General features: G+C 34.9%; 15 protein-coding genes. All 15 read right to left on the bottom strand.

Features of this window, described 5'->3' with window-relative positions:
* Nucleotides 1-9: 9 nt before the first annotated feature.
* Genes G608_RS0100860 through G608_RS0100790 form a run of 15 tightly spaced genes read right to left on the bottom strand, consistent with a single transcriptional unit; the run spans nucleotide 10 to nucleotide 15,876 of the window.
* Nucleotides 10-1,524 carry a hypothetical protein gene (locus G608_RS0100860; RefSeq protein ID WP_026494406.1) on the bottom strand — a complete coding sequence of 505 codons (1,515 nt, stop codon included), beginning with the start codon at nucleotides 1,522-1,524 and terminating at the stop codon, nucleotides 10-12.
* Nucleotides 1,525-1,556: 32 nt separating this feature from the next.
* Nucleotides 1,557-2,324, bottom strand: a complete 768-nt coding sequence (locus G608_RS0100855) for a WbqC family protein (RefSeq protein WP_026494405.1) — start codon at nucleotides 2,322-2,324, stop codon at nucleotides 1,557-1,559.
* A 30-nt stretch (nucleotides 2,325-2,354) separates the two neighbouring features.
* Nucleotides 2,355-3,566: an ATP-grasp domain-containing protein gene (locus tag G608_RS0100850; RefSeq protein WP_026494404.1), complete on the bottom strand. Its 1,212-nt coding sequence runs from the start codon at nucleotides 3,564-3,566 to the stop codon at nucleotides 2,355-2,357.
* Nucleotides 3,538-4,503, bottom strand: coding sequence for a glycosyltransferase family 2 protein (locus G608_RS22060; protein WP_051208666.1), 966 nt, complete (start codon nucleotides 4,501-4,503; stop codon nucleotides 3,538-3,540). Before G608_RS22060 ends, G608_RS0100850 begins: the two co-directional genes overlap by 29 nt.
* Before the next feature lie 4 nt (nucleotides 4,504-4,507).
* Nucleotides 4,508-5,623, bottom strand: a complete 1,116-nt coding sequence (locus G608_RS0100840; protein ID WP_026494403.1) for a DegT/DnrJ/EryC1/StrS family aminotransferase — start codon at nucleotides 5,621-5,623, stop codon at nucleotides 4,508-4,510.
* 44 nt (nucleotides 5,624-5,667) lie between these two features.
* Nucleotides 5,668-7,428, bottom strand: a complete 1,761-nt coding sequence (locus G608_RS0100835; protein WP_026494402.1) for an ABC transporter ATP-binding protein — start codon at nucleotides 7,426-7,428, stop codon at nucleotides 5,668-5,670.
* A gap of 3 nt (nucleotides 7,429-7,431) precedes the next feature.
* A complete protein-coding gene (locus tag G608_RS19435; RefSeq protein ID WP_155833191.1) occupies nucleotides 7,432-8,370 on the bottom strand; it encodes a beta-1,6-N-acetylglucosaminyltransferase in 939 nt (312 codons plus the stop codon).
* A 4-nt stretch (nucleotides 8,371-8,374) separates the two neighbouring features.
* Nucleotides 8,375-9,463 (bottom strand): glycosyltransferase family 2 protein, encoded by a 1,089-nt coding sequence (locus G608_RS0100825; RefSeq protein ID WP_026494401.1) that lies wholly within the window; start codon nucleotides 9,461-9,463, stop codon nucleotides 8,375-8,377.
* 51 nt (nucleotides 9,464-9,514) lie between these two features.
* Entirely contained in the window at nucleotides 9,515-10,477 is a 963-nt protein-coding gene (locus G608_RS0100820; RefSeq protein ID WP_155833190.1) for a hypothetical protein, read from the bottom strand.
* A gap of 2 nt (nucleotides 10,478-10,479) precedes the next feature.
* Nucleotides 10,480-11,199: a CpsD/CapB family tyrosine-protein kinase gene (locus tag G608_RS0100815; protein ID WP_026494399.1), complete on the bottom strand. Its 720-nt coding sequence runs from the start codon at nucleotides 11,197-11,199 to the stop codon at nucleotides 10,480-10,482.
* A gap of 14 nt (nucleotides 11,200-11,213) precedes the next feature.
* On the bottom strand, nucleotides 11,214-11,924 hold the full coding sequence (locus G608_RS0100810; protein WP_026494398.1) for a YveK family protein: 711 nt from the start codon (nucleotides 11,922-11,924) through the stop codon (nucleotides 11,214-11,216).
* Between the two features lie 15 nt (nucleotides 11,925-11,939).
* Nucleotides 11,940-12,977: a glycosyltransferase family 2 protein gene (locus G608_RS19430; RefSeq protein WP_051208662.1), complete on the bottom strand. Its 1,038-nt coding sequence runs from the start codon at nucleotides 12,975-12,977 to the stop codon at nucleotides 11,940-11,942.
* Nucleotides 12,978-13,012: 35 nt separating this feature from the next.
* The gene (locus tag G608_RS24220) at nucleotides 13,013-13,552 is read right to left on the bottom strand and encodes an acyltransferase (protein WP_304412471.1); all 540 of its coding nucleotides are present in this window, start codon (nucleotides 13,550-13,552) and stop codon (nucleotides 13,013-13,015) included.
* A 38-nt stretch (nucleotides 13,553-13,590) separates the two neighbouring features.
* Nucleotides 13,591-14,715, bottom strand: a complete 1,125-nt coding sequence (locus G608_RS0100795; protein WP_026494397.1) for a glycosyltransferase family 2 protein — start codon at nucleotides 14,713-14,715, stop codon at nucleotides 13,591-13,593.
* Nucleotides 14,716-14,748: 33 nt separating this feature from the next.
* Complete coding sequence (locus tag G608_RS0100790) at nucleotides 14,749-15,876, bottom strand: glycosyltransferase (protein WP_026494396.1); 1,128 nt, start codon at nucleotides 15,874-15,876, stop codon at nucleotides 14,749-14,751.
* Between the last annotated feature and the right edge of the window lie 10 nt (nucleotides 15,877-15,886).

Here is a 15,886-nt window from a genome sequence, read left to right as displayed (position 1 = left end):
AATACATAATCACCTATTAAACAAAAAAGGAAATTGTGTAAATGCTTCCATAAGACGTTCATTATCACCATAACCATTAATACCAAAATATTCATTCTTTTCTTCAGATGCAATATAATTGTTAACCGAAATAAATGATTTTGTAATTCCATGGTTATATAAGGTATTTGCTATTCTTTCACCTGCAAAATCAGAAAGAGGCCAATTACCTTCATCCTCATAGCTGGGAACTATAAGTGTCATTTCCGTCAAACCATTTTCTTCGGCAGATTTAAATTGATTGATAATATCATCTGCCAGATTTTCGCACTGTTCATAAGAAATATTCGAATAATTATTCGAAAGAAATACTTTCCCGGGATCAATAAACAATAGTAATACTGATCCTGCTAAAATCAAAACAAGTCGAAAATTTTGTTTATTTATCAATACCAGTTCTTTAAAGGCTAATATCAGTCCCAAAAGCAAATAAAAAGCTACGCTTATATTCACTTCCGGTCTTATAATATAGGTCGGCTCTGAGCTTGCCGATAAAAGAATAAGATAAGAAACAGTTAATGCGATATATAGCAATAGTTTTATTACTGCACTACTATTTTGTTGATGCTTTCTTAACCAAACTATACCTACAACAACAGCAAATATGGTAATGAATATATTTATAATAAAAACACTGCTTAATTCAAGTAAAATTGTCTTAATAAGGTTTGCTAATACACCTTTACCTATATCCCCGGCTCTTCCACCTGTAGTTTCCAATAAATTCGACGCAATCCAGCAGACTAAATAAATCAAGCTAAAGATATTTTTTCCGGCATATTCTTTTATATGAAAATTCCCATTACGAATCACCAAAAACAGTTCAATAATCAACTCTGTTCCAACATACGCTGCCAGTATTACAGATGAAAAAAGATTAGAATTAATGGCAAAATAAATGCAGATGACAGCCAATATTTTCTCAATAATTCCGGTATTATGGAAGAATGCGTTAACTCCACCATAAATCATAAAAACCATAACAAGAATTGCATTAATAACGGCTGATAAGATATAAAAATAAAAACAGGTAAGATTAATAGACCATAGCAAAAGAAGATTATTATTCCCTTTATGAATATACATAATAAAATGTAATACCACAAAAAGGATACCATATAAGATACTTAATGGTGCCGAAACCCTTTTTTTCTTATAAAGAAGCAATGAAAATACTACAAAATATAAAGCTATCAGTGCACTACTAAATAAGGCATGTGCAATAGTTAACGAGAAACAATAATTATGAATCAGAGGCATTATTATATAAACACCAAAATACGATACTAATGGCATGAATACTTCCGGGAAAACTCTGGTTGGATTCCATCCGCCTATTATAGGAATAGGTTTTCTAATTATACCAATGTAAGTCCAATCGTCAGCGTCATATACAACCAGGGGATTCAAAACCGTGAAAAAGAAAAACAGTCCACCAAAAATCAATCCACCATATATGATATATAAAAGTACGGTCTTTTTCATATCTGATACCATCCAAGCATATCTGCCATTTTTTATCCATTATTCTCTATGCATTTCTCGTAATCTTCAAATGATTCATAGCCATCAATCAAAGTAAATTGACCTAACAGATCCTTAATCTGCTCTGGTGAATTGAACATCATTACATCTAAAATAGATAGACTCGGAACAAAGTCATCCGTAAATTGCTTATATCTTAACTCTTCATTTGTTTTTACGAATTTAAGAGAAATGTCATTTTCCCTAAAGTAATTCTGAAAATATAACTTAGTTCCGCCTATTGCATTATAGTACTCGTCAGCATTTCTTTTCTTACAATACGCAACAACGAGTTTTTCTTTACGATATTCACCATCTAGTTTTACTTCAGTAGACGAACGCAAAATAGGAGTTTTAATGCCAAGCTTATCTGCCGTTACCCTTATTGAATATATAAGAAAATCAGCCAGATTCCTACCTTCCGGCGTTAATCCAAACTCTAAAATTCCTCTTACATGATTGTATGTTTCTTCAAAATATGGCGCTTTAGCATACGCAGTTCGCAATGTCTCCAGTAACTTATTAACTTCACTTTCAGTCATCCCATGAATATGCTCATTTATAAATTTGTTTTGCGACGCTTTTTTTACAGAAATACCAAATCTAAAAGGCTCCCCATTCATTATGATAAAGTTTCTATTAACAAATCCGTTTTTTATATAATTTAAATTATCAACCAAAACATATTCATCCACTGCATTTATCAATTGCCAATATCCTATATATGGCAAAAAATAGGGTTGCATTACTCCCAGTTTCATACACCGTACCCACCTTTTTTCAAAAACAAATCATTTATACTGATATTTATAGACCATGTCATTTCCATTTTCATCATATATATTCAGCGTTTTATTTATCATATCTACGCAGTCTGCAAATTCATCCTTATTTGCTTTAAATGATATATATGAAAAAATCCTTCTCATTCCGGAGCCGGCATCTATTTCATCTCCCACCTTTTTAAAAGGTTGAAACGAAACTATATCTAATTTTGTTCGAACTTCTTCAGCACCTTCTATTGTGCTAATTTTCCCGGGCTTCAACCATAATGCATAAGTGCAGATTGTATTATTTACTTTAGGCTCAAATTCCTGTTCATTACATGTTTTAATTCCCAACGCCCCATCAATCATATGTTTATGCAATATATGTTCATTTGCATTATGACCTCCCGGAAGTCTATAGTTCATTTCCATAACTACAGTTTCTTTTCCATCGCTAATTAATTGAACAATACCACATCCTACTTTACATTCAATAAAAGAAAAGAGTTTCTCCATTGGCTCTTTCCATGTAGATTCATAATCATCCAAAAAGTTGGACGGTTCTTGCGCGAAAACTATTGGATTTCCGTCTTCCTTAATTCCAATCGTATCAGTTGCGCGGAATAAATAGGGCTTTCCATCTGAAAATACATAGAAAACAGCCGTCTCTCTTCCTGTAAAATACTTTTCAACAACAACCTTCTTTATTGTTGAATGTTCATAAGCATCCTCATACCCCTGCCTCAATTCATTTTCATTATGACAAATATGCATACCAATGCTGGAACATCCATCTGAAGGTTTTACCACGACAGGATACTCAATTTTGTTTAAGTCATCTTCCAAAAATTCTATTGTCAGATCATATTCGGTTGCAACCGGCAATCCGCATTCTTTACATGCCGTTTTAAACTTTACTTTATCATTTGTATACTCCCATGCCTTGTCACTAATCCAAAATGGCAGGGATAATCTCTTGCACAATTCTCTGACAGCTCCCATGCATATCTCGCTGGCACCACATAAAACACCTGTAATACCACATTCTCTGCATTTGGTCTCAAGAGCGTCAATGTCTAAAACACTAATATCCCAATATTCGTCCGCAAGCAATTTTGTTTTCGATTCCTCTACAGACTTATTATCAGACAAAATTGTAAATATTCCTCTCGCTTTAGCAGCTAAAACCATCTTGTCACAATGTGTATTATCTCCTAAAAATAACAGTTTTTCCATGAACTACTTTCCCTCCTATTAAACTAATAATTATACTTAGTTTATTATTACTTTCAGAAATAATCAGTTTTCGAATATTTGCATATTCCTCTTTTGAAAACTTTATTCTGTTCGCAACCAATTTTCTTATTTCTATTTTTCTTCTATTGTCAAAGTTGAGTGGTAAACCTAGTTTTTTAGCTATTATTTCCAGGTTCTTCAAAAGTTTAAGATAATTCATTATTGAGTCAAAGCTATAAATATCATTCTTAGACGACCAAGAACCTGATCCGGCTGTTCGAACATATCTATATGCTGAAACTTCTTCGCCGAGCACATACATTTTGCCTATGGAGAGCATAAACAATACTAAATGCCTATCAATCAATCCTTTTACATCTATATTTAATTCTTTTATCTTTTTGGGAATCTCCCTATATCCACTGGTACGATACATAGATGTAGCAGTCTGCCCGGGGAGCAAATAAGTCTCAAAGTCCTCTATCGTGTACTCCCCACCGGTCTTTTTAAAGCCACTATATACTTCCAACTCTTTCAGACGAATCTCATTCTCATCAACCATCTGACACAATCCAAAACAGGCTGCATAGTCTTTATGTGCATCAAGAAAATCTACCTGCTTTTGGAGTTTATTCTCATCTATCCAATAATCATCGCCTTCTATCATAGCGATATATTCACCCTTTGCATGTCTTAACAGATCTGATGTGTTGCCTGACATTCCCATGTTTTTTTCTCTAATCAAAGGGACAATTATATCAGGGTATTTCTCAGCGTATTCCAGAACAATTTTGGCAGTATTATCAGATGAGCAATCCTCCCCTACAATGACCTCAAAAGCAAAATCTGTTTTTTGCAATACAACACTTTCAAGCGTATGCGCTATATATTTTTCATGATTATATGTAGCAATTATGACACTTACTTTTATATCCATCTTTCTATATACTCCGCCTAATTTGTTTTATTTCATTACAAATTCTATCAACATCACTTTCTGCTAAATCTGAATACAGAGGTAAAGTCAAGACCTGACCGGATAGCTTTTGTGCTATGGGAGTATTTCCTTTACTTAATCTGTTCTTGTAACAATTAAAATCACTTACTAACGGATAAAAATACTTTCTGGTATAAATATTCTTTTCTTTAAGCAGCTCCTGAACCTGATCTCTACCTATTCCAAACTTCTTTTCATCTATAAAAACAGGCAGATAACTATAGTTATAATCAACTGTTTCCTCTTTATAATTCAATATTGAAATACCATCAATTTCTGATAAATAATCCATATAAAGATCAAACAGCTTTTTTCTTTTGTTCTTATTATCTTCAAAATATCTAAGATTACATAATCCCATAGCTGCCTGAAGCTCGTTCATTTTGGCATTAGCCCCGACAAATTCCACGTTTTCTTCATCCATTATTCCGAAATTATGTAACTGATAAACTCGTAGCAGTAACTCATTATTAAGCGCTACACATCCACCCTCAATGCTATTGAAACATTTTGTTGCATGAAAACTGAACATTGAAGCATCGCCGAATGAAGCAATGCCCTTCCCCTTTATCTTCTCCCCAAATGCATGAGCGGCATCATAAATAACTTTTAGTCCATGCTTTTTGGCAATTCTGTCGATTTCTTCAACATCACAAGGCATTCCATATACATGAACCGGAACAATCGCCGCTGTTTTATCCGTAATAAGCTCCTCTATTCTTGCAGGATCGATAGTACAATCATCTTCTTTTACATCGCAAAATACAGGAGTAAGCCCATTTCTAACAATTGCATGTGTTGTAGATGCAAAAGTAAAGGGTGTGGTGATCACCTCTCCATCTAATTCAAATGCCTGTAATAAAAGTTCCAGTGACATATGACCATTACAGAGCGGAAGGCACTTTTCAACTCCCAAAAAATCAGAAAGTTCTGATCCAAACTCTCTCAGAAAGGTTCCCATATTTGTGAGATTTCTACTGTCCCAAATTTGCTTAAGATACTCAACATACTCATCTAAAGGCGGAAGACTTGGCCTTGTTACATAAATATTCTCGTTCATTAATGCTCCATTCGAAATGAAAATACTCAATCAGGTTGCAAAAATCAGAACTCATTCATTAGCTTTTGTATTTCAGTTTCTCCAATCACATCAACACTACCATCGCTTATTCTATACACCCTGTCACAGGTCGAAAGAACGCTGGGTCTGTGAGTTGTAAGAATACAGGTTCTTTTACTATCCTTTTTCATAATGTTATTTATAACTTTGCGCTCAGTTGCAACATCCAATGCAGATGTCGCTTCATCCATCAGAAGTATAGGTGTTTTTCTCAGAATAGCTCTGGCTATTGCCAGTCTTTGATTCTGTCCTTCAGAGAATCCAATACCGCTCTCACCAATATTATGATGTATTCCGTCCGGAAGCTTTTGAACAAAATCATAAGCGCAGGACTGTTTTAGAGCATCAATTATCTCTTCTTCAGTAGCATCGGGAGCTATAAGTCTCATGTTTTCTTCAATTGTTCCGGATAGCATCGTATTCCCCTGCGGAACATAAGCGATAAGCGGTCTCGTTTCTGTTGAAAGCGCAAGCCTGTTATCCATTTTTCCTTCAACGCAGGCAAATGCTTCACCATTTTGTATCTGTAAAATAGAAAGAAGTATCCGGAGCATTGTTGTCTTACCTTCACCTGAAGGTCCTACAAGAGCAATTATCTCTCCGGGATGTGCTTCCAGAGATACATTATTGAATATCTGTCTTCCTTTCTTATATGCAAATGACATATTTCTTACATAAACTGCTATTCCGCTATTTTTTCCATCCGCCGCAAGCTTGTCAAATGACGGACTTTTAATATCTTCTTCATCGCGAATATCCAGTATCTCCTGAATACGCTCCGTGGAAACAGCTATCTGAAGAGCTGTGGGAATCTGATTTAAAATAAGCTTTGCAGACATGGCTATCCTATACGACATAGCTACAACTACCGTAAGTGCACCGGCGGTCATAACTCCGGAATTTACCCTGTAATATGCCCATGATACCAGTATAATTGCCGAAATAATTCCGCTTAAGTAAGTCACCGCCCATGACAAAAGTGAAAACAGATTTGATTTCATGTCTGCACGATAACGATCTTTTTCAAATTTTTCAATTCTTGAATAGAAATCATCCGCAAGTCCAAAGGCTTTTACGGCCTGTATGTTATGAAAAGTCTCCTTATTGTAGGACATTTCACTACTCTCGATTCTTTTAATCGCAGCCTGACAATCATAAATTTTATTCATAAAGATTCTTGATGCAACCATAATAATTGGGCCAATAATAATGACTACCACAATCATACTTGCATCATTTATTAAAATAACTATAGTTGAAACAATCATTAAAAGAGCATTTGTGAGAATCGTTGTAAGAAAAGTCGTTGCATTATTTGACAGGATCTTGGCATCATTACTCATCCTGGTAATAATATCCCCGGAATGAAATTTCGTCAGATCTTCCCAATCTGCATGAACAACTTTATTATAGATTTTTTTTACCAGAAAAGCCTGCATAGAATTGTAATTCCATGCAGCGCATCTATTTGATGAAATACTAATAAGTGCATTAACCACAAAAAGGCCGACATACATCAATGCAAGCTTCAAAACCATGGCAAAATCGTCAGCCAACGCATAATCAACAACCGTTCCTATCTGGAATGTTATTGTAAAATCCACGGTCATATGAATAATTTCAATACCGGCATATAATAATATTCGTAAAAGATATCCCCTAAAGAAGCTATATATCCATTTAAGATCATGATAGAGTCTCAGGATAATCCCCTCTTTAAAATTCTTCACCTTGTTGACAAACATAATCTAGTATCTCTCCTCAGTAATAGCACTTACATAATCTATTGGTTTTATGTCAATGCTTTCCATAAGTGCCTTCACTAAACCTGGTGTTTTTTCATAGATAATTTTTCTTCCAAAAAAATCTCCTGAAGCTAACAATTCATCCAAGTCTGTATCTCTAAATTCATAAGGTCTGCCTCTGTTCCAGTCAATTTTTCTAAGGCTATAACCACTCAATCTCTCTCTAAATATGGAGTTATATGCAGCTGTCGCCAGAACAATCTCATCCGGACAATCTGTCATAAAAGCCATTTTCATAATCTGCTTCTTCCGGGTTATAAAATATCTGGCCAGGTCATCTGTGATGGAAAACCACTGATCCCCTTTTACTATTGTCATTCCTTCTGATTTCTTTAATCTGTTTACTCCAAGCTTTTCCTGCTTTTCGACACATGCTCTGTTAATATATCTAATTTTGCGAATCATTCTGTCCGATAAGCCGGTGCCCTTGGGATTGGCTTTTCCTTCAAACCTCATAAAAGGATAATAATACTTTATTCTTTTAATAAATGTTCGCCCCTGATCCCCATCTAAAAAAAAAGAAATATATTCATCACTACTGTTTCTCAAAGCATCATGTATCTCATTCTGGGATTTCAAAGGAAAATCCACACCTGAAATGAGATGATAGTAATGATAATTTTCTTTCTGAGTTGCCTGCTCCAGAAGCATCAGCTCACATTTTACAATGCTTGAATGTCCCCAACTGAGTGATAGTCTTGGCACAATAAATATGGCAGCCTCTTTTACCCATGTCTTGATCTCTTCAATTTGTACATTTGTTGCTTTCTTATCGATATGCAGATATATATCATTTCTCGCATCATCTATTGCACTTAGAAGACACCTCAATGAATCAAAATAACTATGAGCCATAATCAGATAAGCATGTTTATCAGACAAAGCTTTATCCTTCCCTCCATTGATCAATAGCACATTTTCCCGCCAGTTTTCTTAAAAAATTGTATCCAAAAAAATAGATTTTGCCTCTAATACTGTGATTTAACTGAGTCCAAATATAGTAACCAATATTCCAAAAGAACATCGCTGTACTTTTGGTGTAAAAATCATAAAAGTCTTTTTTGTGTGCAATAGCTTCTGACAGCATAGCATTGTAATATTTGTATTCTGTCGCTTTGCCCGCCATAACAGATATTTCCTTCGGAGTAAACTTTATTAGGGCAAGTACCATTAGTTTATAAAATATCTGATAATACTTTCTTTGATATTCTACAGGAAAGCTCTCACAAAACAGTAGCTGAAAATCCTTAACAATATGGAGTCTTTGCTCAAACAATGCTTTCAATGATGTAACCGAGTTCATGGCTGATTCGTTTCTAAACCTGTAGAAGTATAAACAATCTTCTATACAGGAAATATTGTTCGCTAACAAACTATATGACATACAGAACTTAAGATCTTCACCCATGAAACAGGACTGATCGAATCTTATACCATGCTTCATAATTAATTCAGTTTTAAAAAGCTTAAGACATACTTCATACCCTATTCTGTGTTCTGTTATACAATCGCGCAGAAAAACGAACTTATTATGACTATCTGAGATATTCTTAACGCCAGTCAAAAAATGGGAATTGCCTACTACATTTCCGCTACCATCCACTTTATGATATTGACAATTAACCCAATCCGTCCCATCAGTTTCAATTGCATTTACCATTTTTTCAACGGCTGTGTCTGCAATAAAGTCATCAGAATCAACGAACACACAATACTTGCCCTTAATTAATTCCAATGCGTAATTTCTGGCAGACGATACACCTTCATTTTTCTTTCTGTACACATTTATGCGCCTGTCATTTGAAGCATATTCACTGGCTACCTCGAAGGTTTTGTCCGTGGATCCGTCATCTACCACAATTACTTCAATATCTTTGTATGACTGATTAATAAGTGATGCAAGACATTCTCCTATGTACTTTTCACCATTATATGAAGGCACTATTATTGAAACCAACTTATCATCATTCTTCATATTACAGTAACTTCCCTGAATATATCACGAATTAGTGGACGTCCAAATTATTTAGTCGTGCTTTACTATATATATGCATAAAAGAATGCCGGCAACAGCAACAAAAAGAGCCGCCACCATTTTACCTACACTCTTGATTACAGGGTCAAATACATAATCATTTTCTGAAACTCCTGTATCCTGCTTAACTGAAACTACATAACTACCAATATTCTGTTCTGTAGTAATACCATTATAAGAATATACAAGCTTAACATCTATAGTCTGCTCACCGGATTCCGTAAAGGAAATCTGACCATCTTCAGAATGGCTCATAAGCGCACTCAATGTATCCAATTTTATATTTTTACTGTCTTCTGAAACATTTCCGGTTATAACAAGTCTTGCATCGCTAACATCTTTCTGCCCGTTATTATACATCGTTATGCTAAGCAATGATTTTTTGCCAATAATAGCGCTTTGGTTAACTTCAAGAGATCTGACACGTATTGTCGCCTCACCCCGCGCAGGAATTACGATTGAAAATGAATTATCATACTGCGAATCATTACTTACAAAGCTGACCGAAACTTTAAGACTTACCTTATCTTCTGAAAGCTCTGCACTAACCATAAGCGGGATCTGAACCGTCTGTTCAGCTTCAGGTTCGATTCTTCCAACATAAACCTGATTATCTGTACCATAGGCAGGATAAACCGCACCTGTATCATTGGAGATACTTATTGATACTCCTCTTGCAGCTGAAAGCTTGCTCAAATTCTTTATTTTTAAAGATAATACATTTTCCTCACCGGGACTTAAAAGACCATTTTCAATGGAGTACTCGCTAAGATCAATCCATGCCTGTTTAGGTGAAAAACCTTCCTCTGCCGCATCCCCCTGTTCAAGGCCTTCAGCTGTTGCCTCAGTCACAGTAGCAGTCGCTGTTAAACCATTACTACAAATCAAAAGTAATAAAACAGCAAATGATACCAGATTTTTAATAATTGATTTATATTTCCTTTTCATCATCATATTCAATCACTATTCTTTCTTTTGCTAATACGTTTCTTGTCTACATACTTTTCGTTACGGAAATAATCATAATTCTCATTATATGATGCATACTGCTTCATATCTAATTTATTTATAATTGTGCCTACCAGATTTGCCTTTATTTCTACTAATGCATTGGCAGCATCTACGACTCCTTTTTTTGAAGTCTTTCCCATGGATGATACCAGAACAACCGCATCCACACTGACAGCAACTACTTTGGCATCTGTCGCAGCATTTACAGCAGGCATATCATAAATTATAAAATCATAATCCATGGAAAGCTTATTTCGCACTTCATCCATCTTTGAAGAGCAAAGAAGTCTGGTTGGATTATCAATCAACTCTCCACATGGAATGTAATACAGGTTTTCTGTAGTGGTTTCATAAATAATATTGTCAATTGACGTTCTGTTTAAAAGATAATCCGAAAGACCAAAGGTAACAGACTCATTTAATCTCTTATAGCTGTTTTTCTTTCTCATATCGCCGTCAATCAAAACAGTCTTACAGCCTGAGCTTGCAAGAGCAGCTGCTAAATTAATAGCGACAGTAGTTGTTCCGTCACCGGCTTCACATCCACACATAAGAAAGGATTTGTAGCCATTTTGTCTTTTTAGAATATAAATATTCATTACTGCCTGATCAAATGCATCATTTAATACATAATTATCATTTTTATAAATCTCTAACCGGTTCAAAATCATCCCTCCAATCAATGCTTGTTTTCTGGAATAATTCCAAGCACAGGCAACTCATGTCTGATTGTAGCATCTCTGATACTACGAACTCTATTATCAAATATCTCAGTAATTACAATGACAAAGCATGCAAGAACAAAACCGGCAAACATCGCGAGGAGACGCTTTTTCCAGGCACTGCGAGACGCATTTCTGGTCATATCTGCTGAATCAGCATTATCAAGCAGCTTAACCGACTTATTTGAAAGTATTTCAGTCATTTCTATGGTGTATGATTTTGCCATTGCATCCGCAACCTGTATAGAAAGCTCCGGATCATTCGTCGTTGCCGCAAAGGTAATTATAGTCGCTGATGTAGCCATAAAGCTTATGATGGTATTTGATGTGCTTTTTGATGATGAAGTAACTCCAATTGCTTCCTGAATATCATTTGCATCAAAATCACTACGTCCAATAATAAGTGCTGCTCTCTGACATACCTTATAAGAACTTGCAACATCCAGATATGCATTCATGGCTGTAACAGCATTGGCTGCATCATTATATGTAGTTTCCGGGGCAGCATATACTGTTGCCCTCGCAGTATACTGATCTTCTCCTATGTCCAGCGTAAAGGCAAATCCTGCTACAAAAAACAAAACTGCTATCAGTAATATAAATTTCGCTTTTTTGTAAAGCACTTTACAGCATCGAATTATATCTATTTCGAATAAATTTTTATACATTCAACTAATTCCTTTCTAACTTGCTTTTTTGATCTTGCTTATCTTAGCACTGAGATTTTTATCTTTTCCTGCCAAAAGTCTCCGCCTTTCATATATAAGCGGGAAAAACTGGCAAATAAAAAACAAGCACTTTCTACTTTTTGGTATACTCCTATTTTCATCTCTATTGTATGCTTTTTTATACCTCTTTTTTAGCATTTTCAAGATTTCCGTATTATCATCAATCATATAATATACTTTATAATACGTTATCAACAGTTCTGATAAATAGTACTTATACTCCTTTAAAACTAACTCTTCTTCCCCTTTCTCTTCATAAAATGCAATTCTTTTTTCAAATCCCACTAATCTGTCAAGATTCTTTATACCATATCGTTTACCTGTAATACTATCTTTGCGTTTCCTATAAAAATACAATATATTATCTGAATAAGCAATTCTTTCAGCGCTATAGATATATTTAAAAGTCGTAGCCTCGTCCTCATATATAATACCTTCCTCAAATCTTACATCTTTGGCTACATCATAGCGTATCAGTTTATTCCACGGTACAACGATTGAAACATGAGACGTACCAAAATACTCACCCAGTAACGTTTTTCCACTATATATCTTCGCTAAAGAATCATTTTTTAATTCAGAATCTGCTTTGTTATCATATACCTCCAAATAATTACAGATTGCAATACTGCAATTATTCTTTTCACATAACGAATGAAGATATTCTACATACCTTGGATGAATATAATCATCAGAATCTATGAAGCATATATACTCTCCGGAAAAAATCTCTATTCCAGCATTTCTTGCACCCGATATTCCTTTATTTGTCTGGTGCCTTACAGTAATCCTTCTATCTTTTTCCGCGTATAAATCACATATTTCCGACGACCGGTCAGTTGATCCATCATCTATCAAAATAATTTCAAGATTAGAATATGTCTGAGCCAATATACTATCCAAACAATATTCTAAATAATCTTCAACGTTATAAATAGGAACAATAACTGAAATCAAACCTTTTTTGATGTCATCTCTCTTATTCTCACACATATCAATACCGTAAAAGAATTATTCACAGCAATAAATTAACGTAAATCCAATGCTGTATGTTTATAGCTCCAATCGAAATTTTCAAGGCATTTTCGCTTTTCTTCACTACTCATCTTTGACGTATGCAGAAATCTTTGTTTGTTCTTTTCAACATATTCATCTATAGTCTCGATAACGCGAGCCGGAATCCCGGCTGCAATGGTATTACTGGGAACACTTTTTGTAACTATAGCTCCAACCCCAATAATGCAATTATCTCCTATCTCCACGCCCGGCATAATAATAGCTCTTGTACCAATATGCACATTATTACCGATTTTAATCTTGCCAAACATATCAACATCATTGTAATCCTTATACATATGACGAAGTACCCAGGCCCCACCATCATGTGTATAAAGGATAACATTCTCATTAATTCTCACATCATTTCCTATGCTGATTAAATATGCTTCAGAGCCGAGATTAGCTGTAGGGTGGATAGAACATCTTTCCCCGATCATCACCCCTTTGTTTCTCCAATACAGAATGGGATTTTTATGAATTTTGGCTCGCTCAATATAATGTTTAAGCAATTCTATATCCTCCATGCAAGCAGATTTAAGCTTTTAACTTAGATAAAATATTTTTTCATTTTACAATATGATTTATATCCCCCATAATCACCCGAAACAATCAATTGTAAAGCCTTACAGTTACTTCTTAATACTTTATCATCCGTGTAATACTTCTTTAATAACGCCCCTGTAAGAACAAATATAGATTTTTGTATATTATCATCTAAGCAATCTATTCTGGTCTGATTTATTATTATCTGTCTTTCCAACATCAATAACAATTCATCATTAAAAGGTAAGCAAAGTTTACTTCTATCCTCCATAAGCATTTCCAGAATCCAGTAGGTATCTATATTCTTTATACTTTTAGATTTACCATGGGATAGGCTGTTATCCAAGACTCTATACATATACACAACATCATTTATAAGCAGAATCTTTTTGGCTTTCTCAAACATAATAAATCTGCATACAGTATCTTCATACCACAGCTTCTCAGGAAAACAGATATTATCAAGGATCTTGCTTTTAAATACTTTCGCCCAGGGCATACCTAATAATTCGGTAGGTCCTTTAGCCAATCTAACATAGTCAGTGGCAGCGATTTTAATATCTTTATCTGCAAGCTTTCTTATCTGCGCACCTTCTACAATATCAGCATCATTACTATATGCATTTTCAAGCAGAACCTGTATAGCGTTGTCAGGGAGATAATCGTCCGAATCCAAAAACATCACATAATCTGCATCTACTATCTTCAGGCCTTCATTTCTGGCACTGGCAACGCCGCCATTATCTTTATGAATAACTAATACATTAGAATAATCTTTATATTTTGATAATAAAGACAATGTATTATCAGTAGAACCATCATCGACTATATATATTTGATACTTATACTCTGTTTTTTGTTTCAAAACAGAATCAATACATTCTTCAATATAGTTTTCAACATTATAGGCAGGCACAACTATCCTCAAATTGTATTTACGAGTGTCTTCAATTTGATTATTAGTGATACAACTGCCATGAGTCCTGGGGTCACTTTGCTCAAGTATCTGATAGGCTTTACTTTCGTCCATTTCAACAACATCATGAACAAAATGTTTTTCAACATTATAAACAGCCTTAACCAAAACCCTTTTTAATGTATTTTTTATCCCCCTTAACTTATCTTTCAAAATTATTGTTTCCCCTCCACTAAATTCAGTTCTTTAAGCCTCCCACAAATTGCAAATACTCTCCATCCTGCCTTCATAAAGCTCACTTACTTCAAAGTTATTTACAATTGCCTTATGAAAATCCTGCAATACCTGCTGATTACTCATTATTTCTTTTAACGTACTCGCTAACTCTTCTTCCGAATTATCAATTAGCTTTCCAAATCGCATATCAAATACTTCTTCTATTCCCGAACATTTTACTGCGACTACGGGAACCCCAAGAATAAATGCTTCCTGTACTGCCAGTCCATAACTCTCACTGATAGAAGTACTCACAAAAAGGTCTGCCTGAGCCAAATATTTAAATGGATTTTGTTGATATCCAAGAAAATGTATATTATCCAGCTCATTATCAATGGCAAATTGTTTTAAAGACTGTTCTTCCGACCCACCACCAATCATCCAAACGTCAAATGGTACATCTCCCTTAAGCTTGCGACACGCTTCCAGTAAAATATTATAATTCTTTACCTTTCCCAAACTGCCAATTGTTACTATTAATGGTCTGGAGCTATCCTTTTCAACCGGGCAGGACTCTTTTGCTTTTTCTCTAATTTCACGCCAATCAATAGGATTGTAGCAAACACAAAGATTACCGGTATCTCCGACAGTTTCAATTACTCCTTCTTTGGCAGATTCTGAAACGCATACTATTTTATTGTAGCTTTTCATAACTCTGAATTCTTCATCTATTCCAGAATAATATTCCTGATAGAAAGGTTCATTATGATAGTATTTGCGCCAGTCACAGTGAACCCATGCAAATTTTCTATCTGCCTTAATTGCTACGCCTTCCTTCGTTATAGCGCCTTCCATGAACGCTATACCAACATCATATTTGTGTAATTTCAAATATGATACAGGGTACAGCCTATACACCTTTCGACAAAAGGTATCTATAAGCTTAAGAAGTGGATTTTCGCCCATATACCTTTTTGGTAATCTTGAACGAATGCATTTAACCTTGGGATCAAAGGCCATCTTAAATTCTTCTCTTTTACCGGGCGTTGCCATTATTGTGACATCGTAGCCTTTTTTCACCAGATAATCCGTCAGGGACCGTAAAATTGTCTCAGCCCCGCCCAGAAATACGTAAGAATGATATATTAGTACTTTCAAATCATTAACA

It is taken from the genome of Butyrivibrio sp. WCD3002, from assembly GCF_000424265.1.
Classification (GTDB): domain Bacteria; phylum Bacillota; class Clostridia; order Lachnospirales; family Lachnospiraceae; genus Butyrivibrio.
The sequence above is the reverse complement of the archived record's forward strand: the minus strand, read 5'-3'. Positions and strand labels throughout refer to the sequence as shown.

Coding starts and splice junctions, on each gene's coding strand:
- G608_RS19430 (WP_051208662.1), bottom strand. CDS start 12,977: ATGTGTGAGAATAAGAGAGATGACATCAAAAAAGGTTTGATTTCAGTT.
- G608_RS22060 (WP_051208666.1), bottom strand. CDS start 4,503: ATGGATATAAAAGTAAGTGTCATAATTGCTACATATAATCATGAAAAA.
- G608_RS0100855 (WP_026494405.1), bottom strand. CDS start 2,324: ATGAAACTGGGAGTAATGCAACCCTATTTTTTGCCATATATAGGATAT.
- G608_RS0100810 (WP_026494398.1), bottom strand. CDS start 11,924: ATGTATAAAAATTTATTCGAAATAGATATAATTCGATGCTGTAAAGTG.
- G608_RS0100835 (WP_026494402.1), bottom strand. CDS start 7,428: ATGTTTGTCAACAAGGTGAAGAATTTTAAAGAGGGGATTATCCTGAGA.
- G608_RS0100825 (WP_026494401.1), bottom strand. CDS start 9,463: ATGAAGAATGATGATAAGTTGGTTTCAATAATAGTGCCTTCATATAAT.
- G608_RS0100820 (WP_155833190.1), bottom strand. CDS start 10,477: ATGATGATGAAAAGGAAATATAAATCAATTATTAAAAATCTGGTATCA.
- G608_RS0100840 (WP_026494403.1), bottom strand. CDS start 5,623: ATGAACGAGAATATTTATGTAACAAGGCCAAGTCTTCCGCCTTTAGAT.
- G608_RS0100860 (WP_026494406.1), bottom strand. CDS start 1,524: ATGAAAAAGACCGTACTTTTATATATCATATATGGTGGATTGATTTTT.
- G608_RS0100850 (WP_026494404.1), bottom strand. CDS start 3,566: ATGGAAAAACTGTTATTTTTAGGAGATAATACACATTGTGACAAGATG.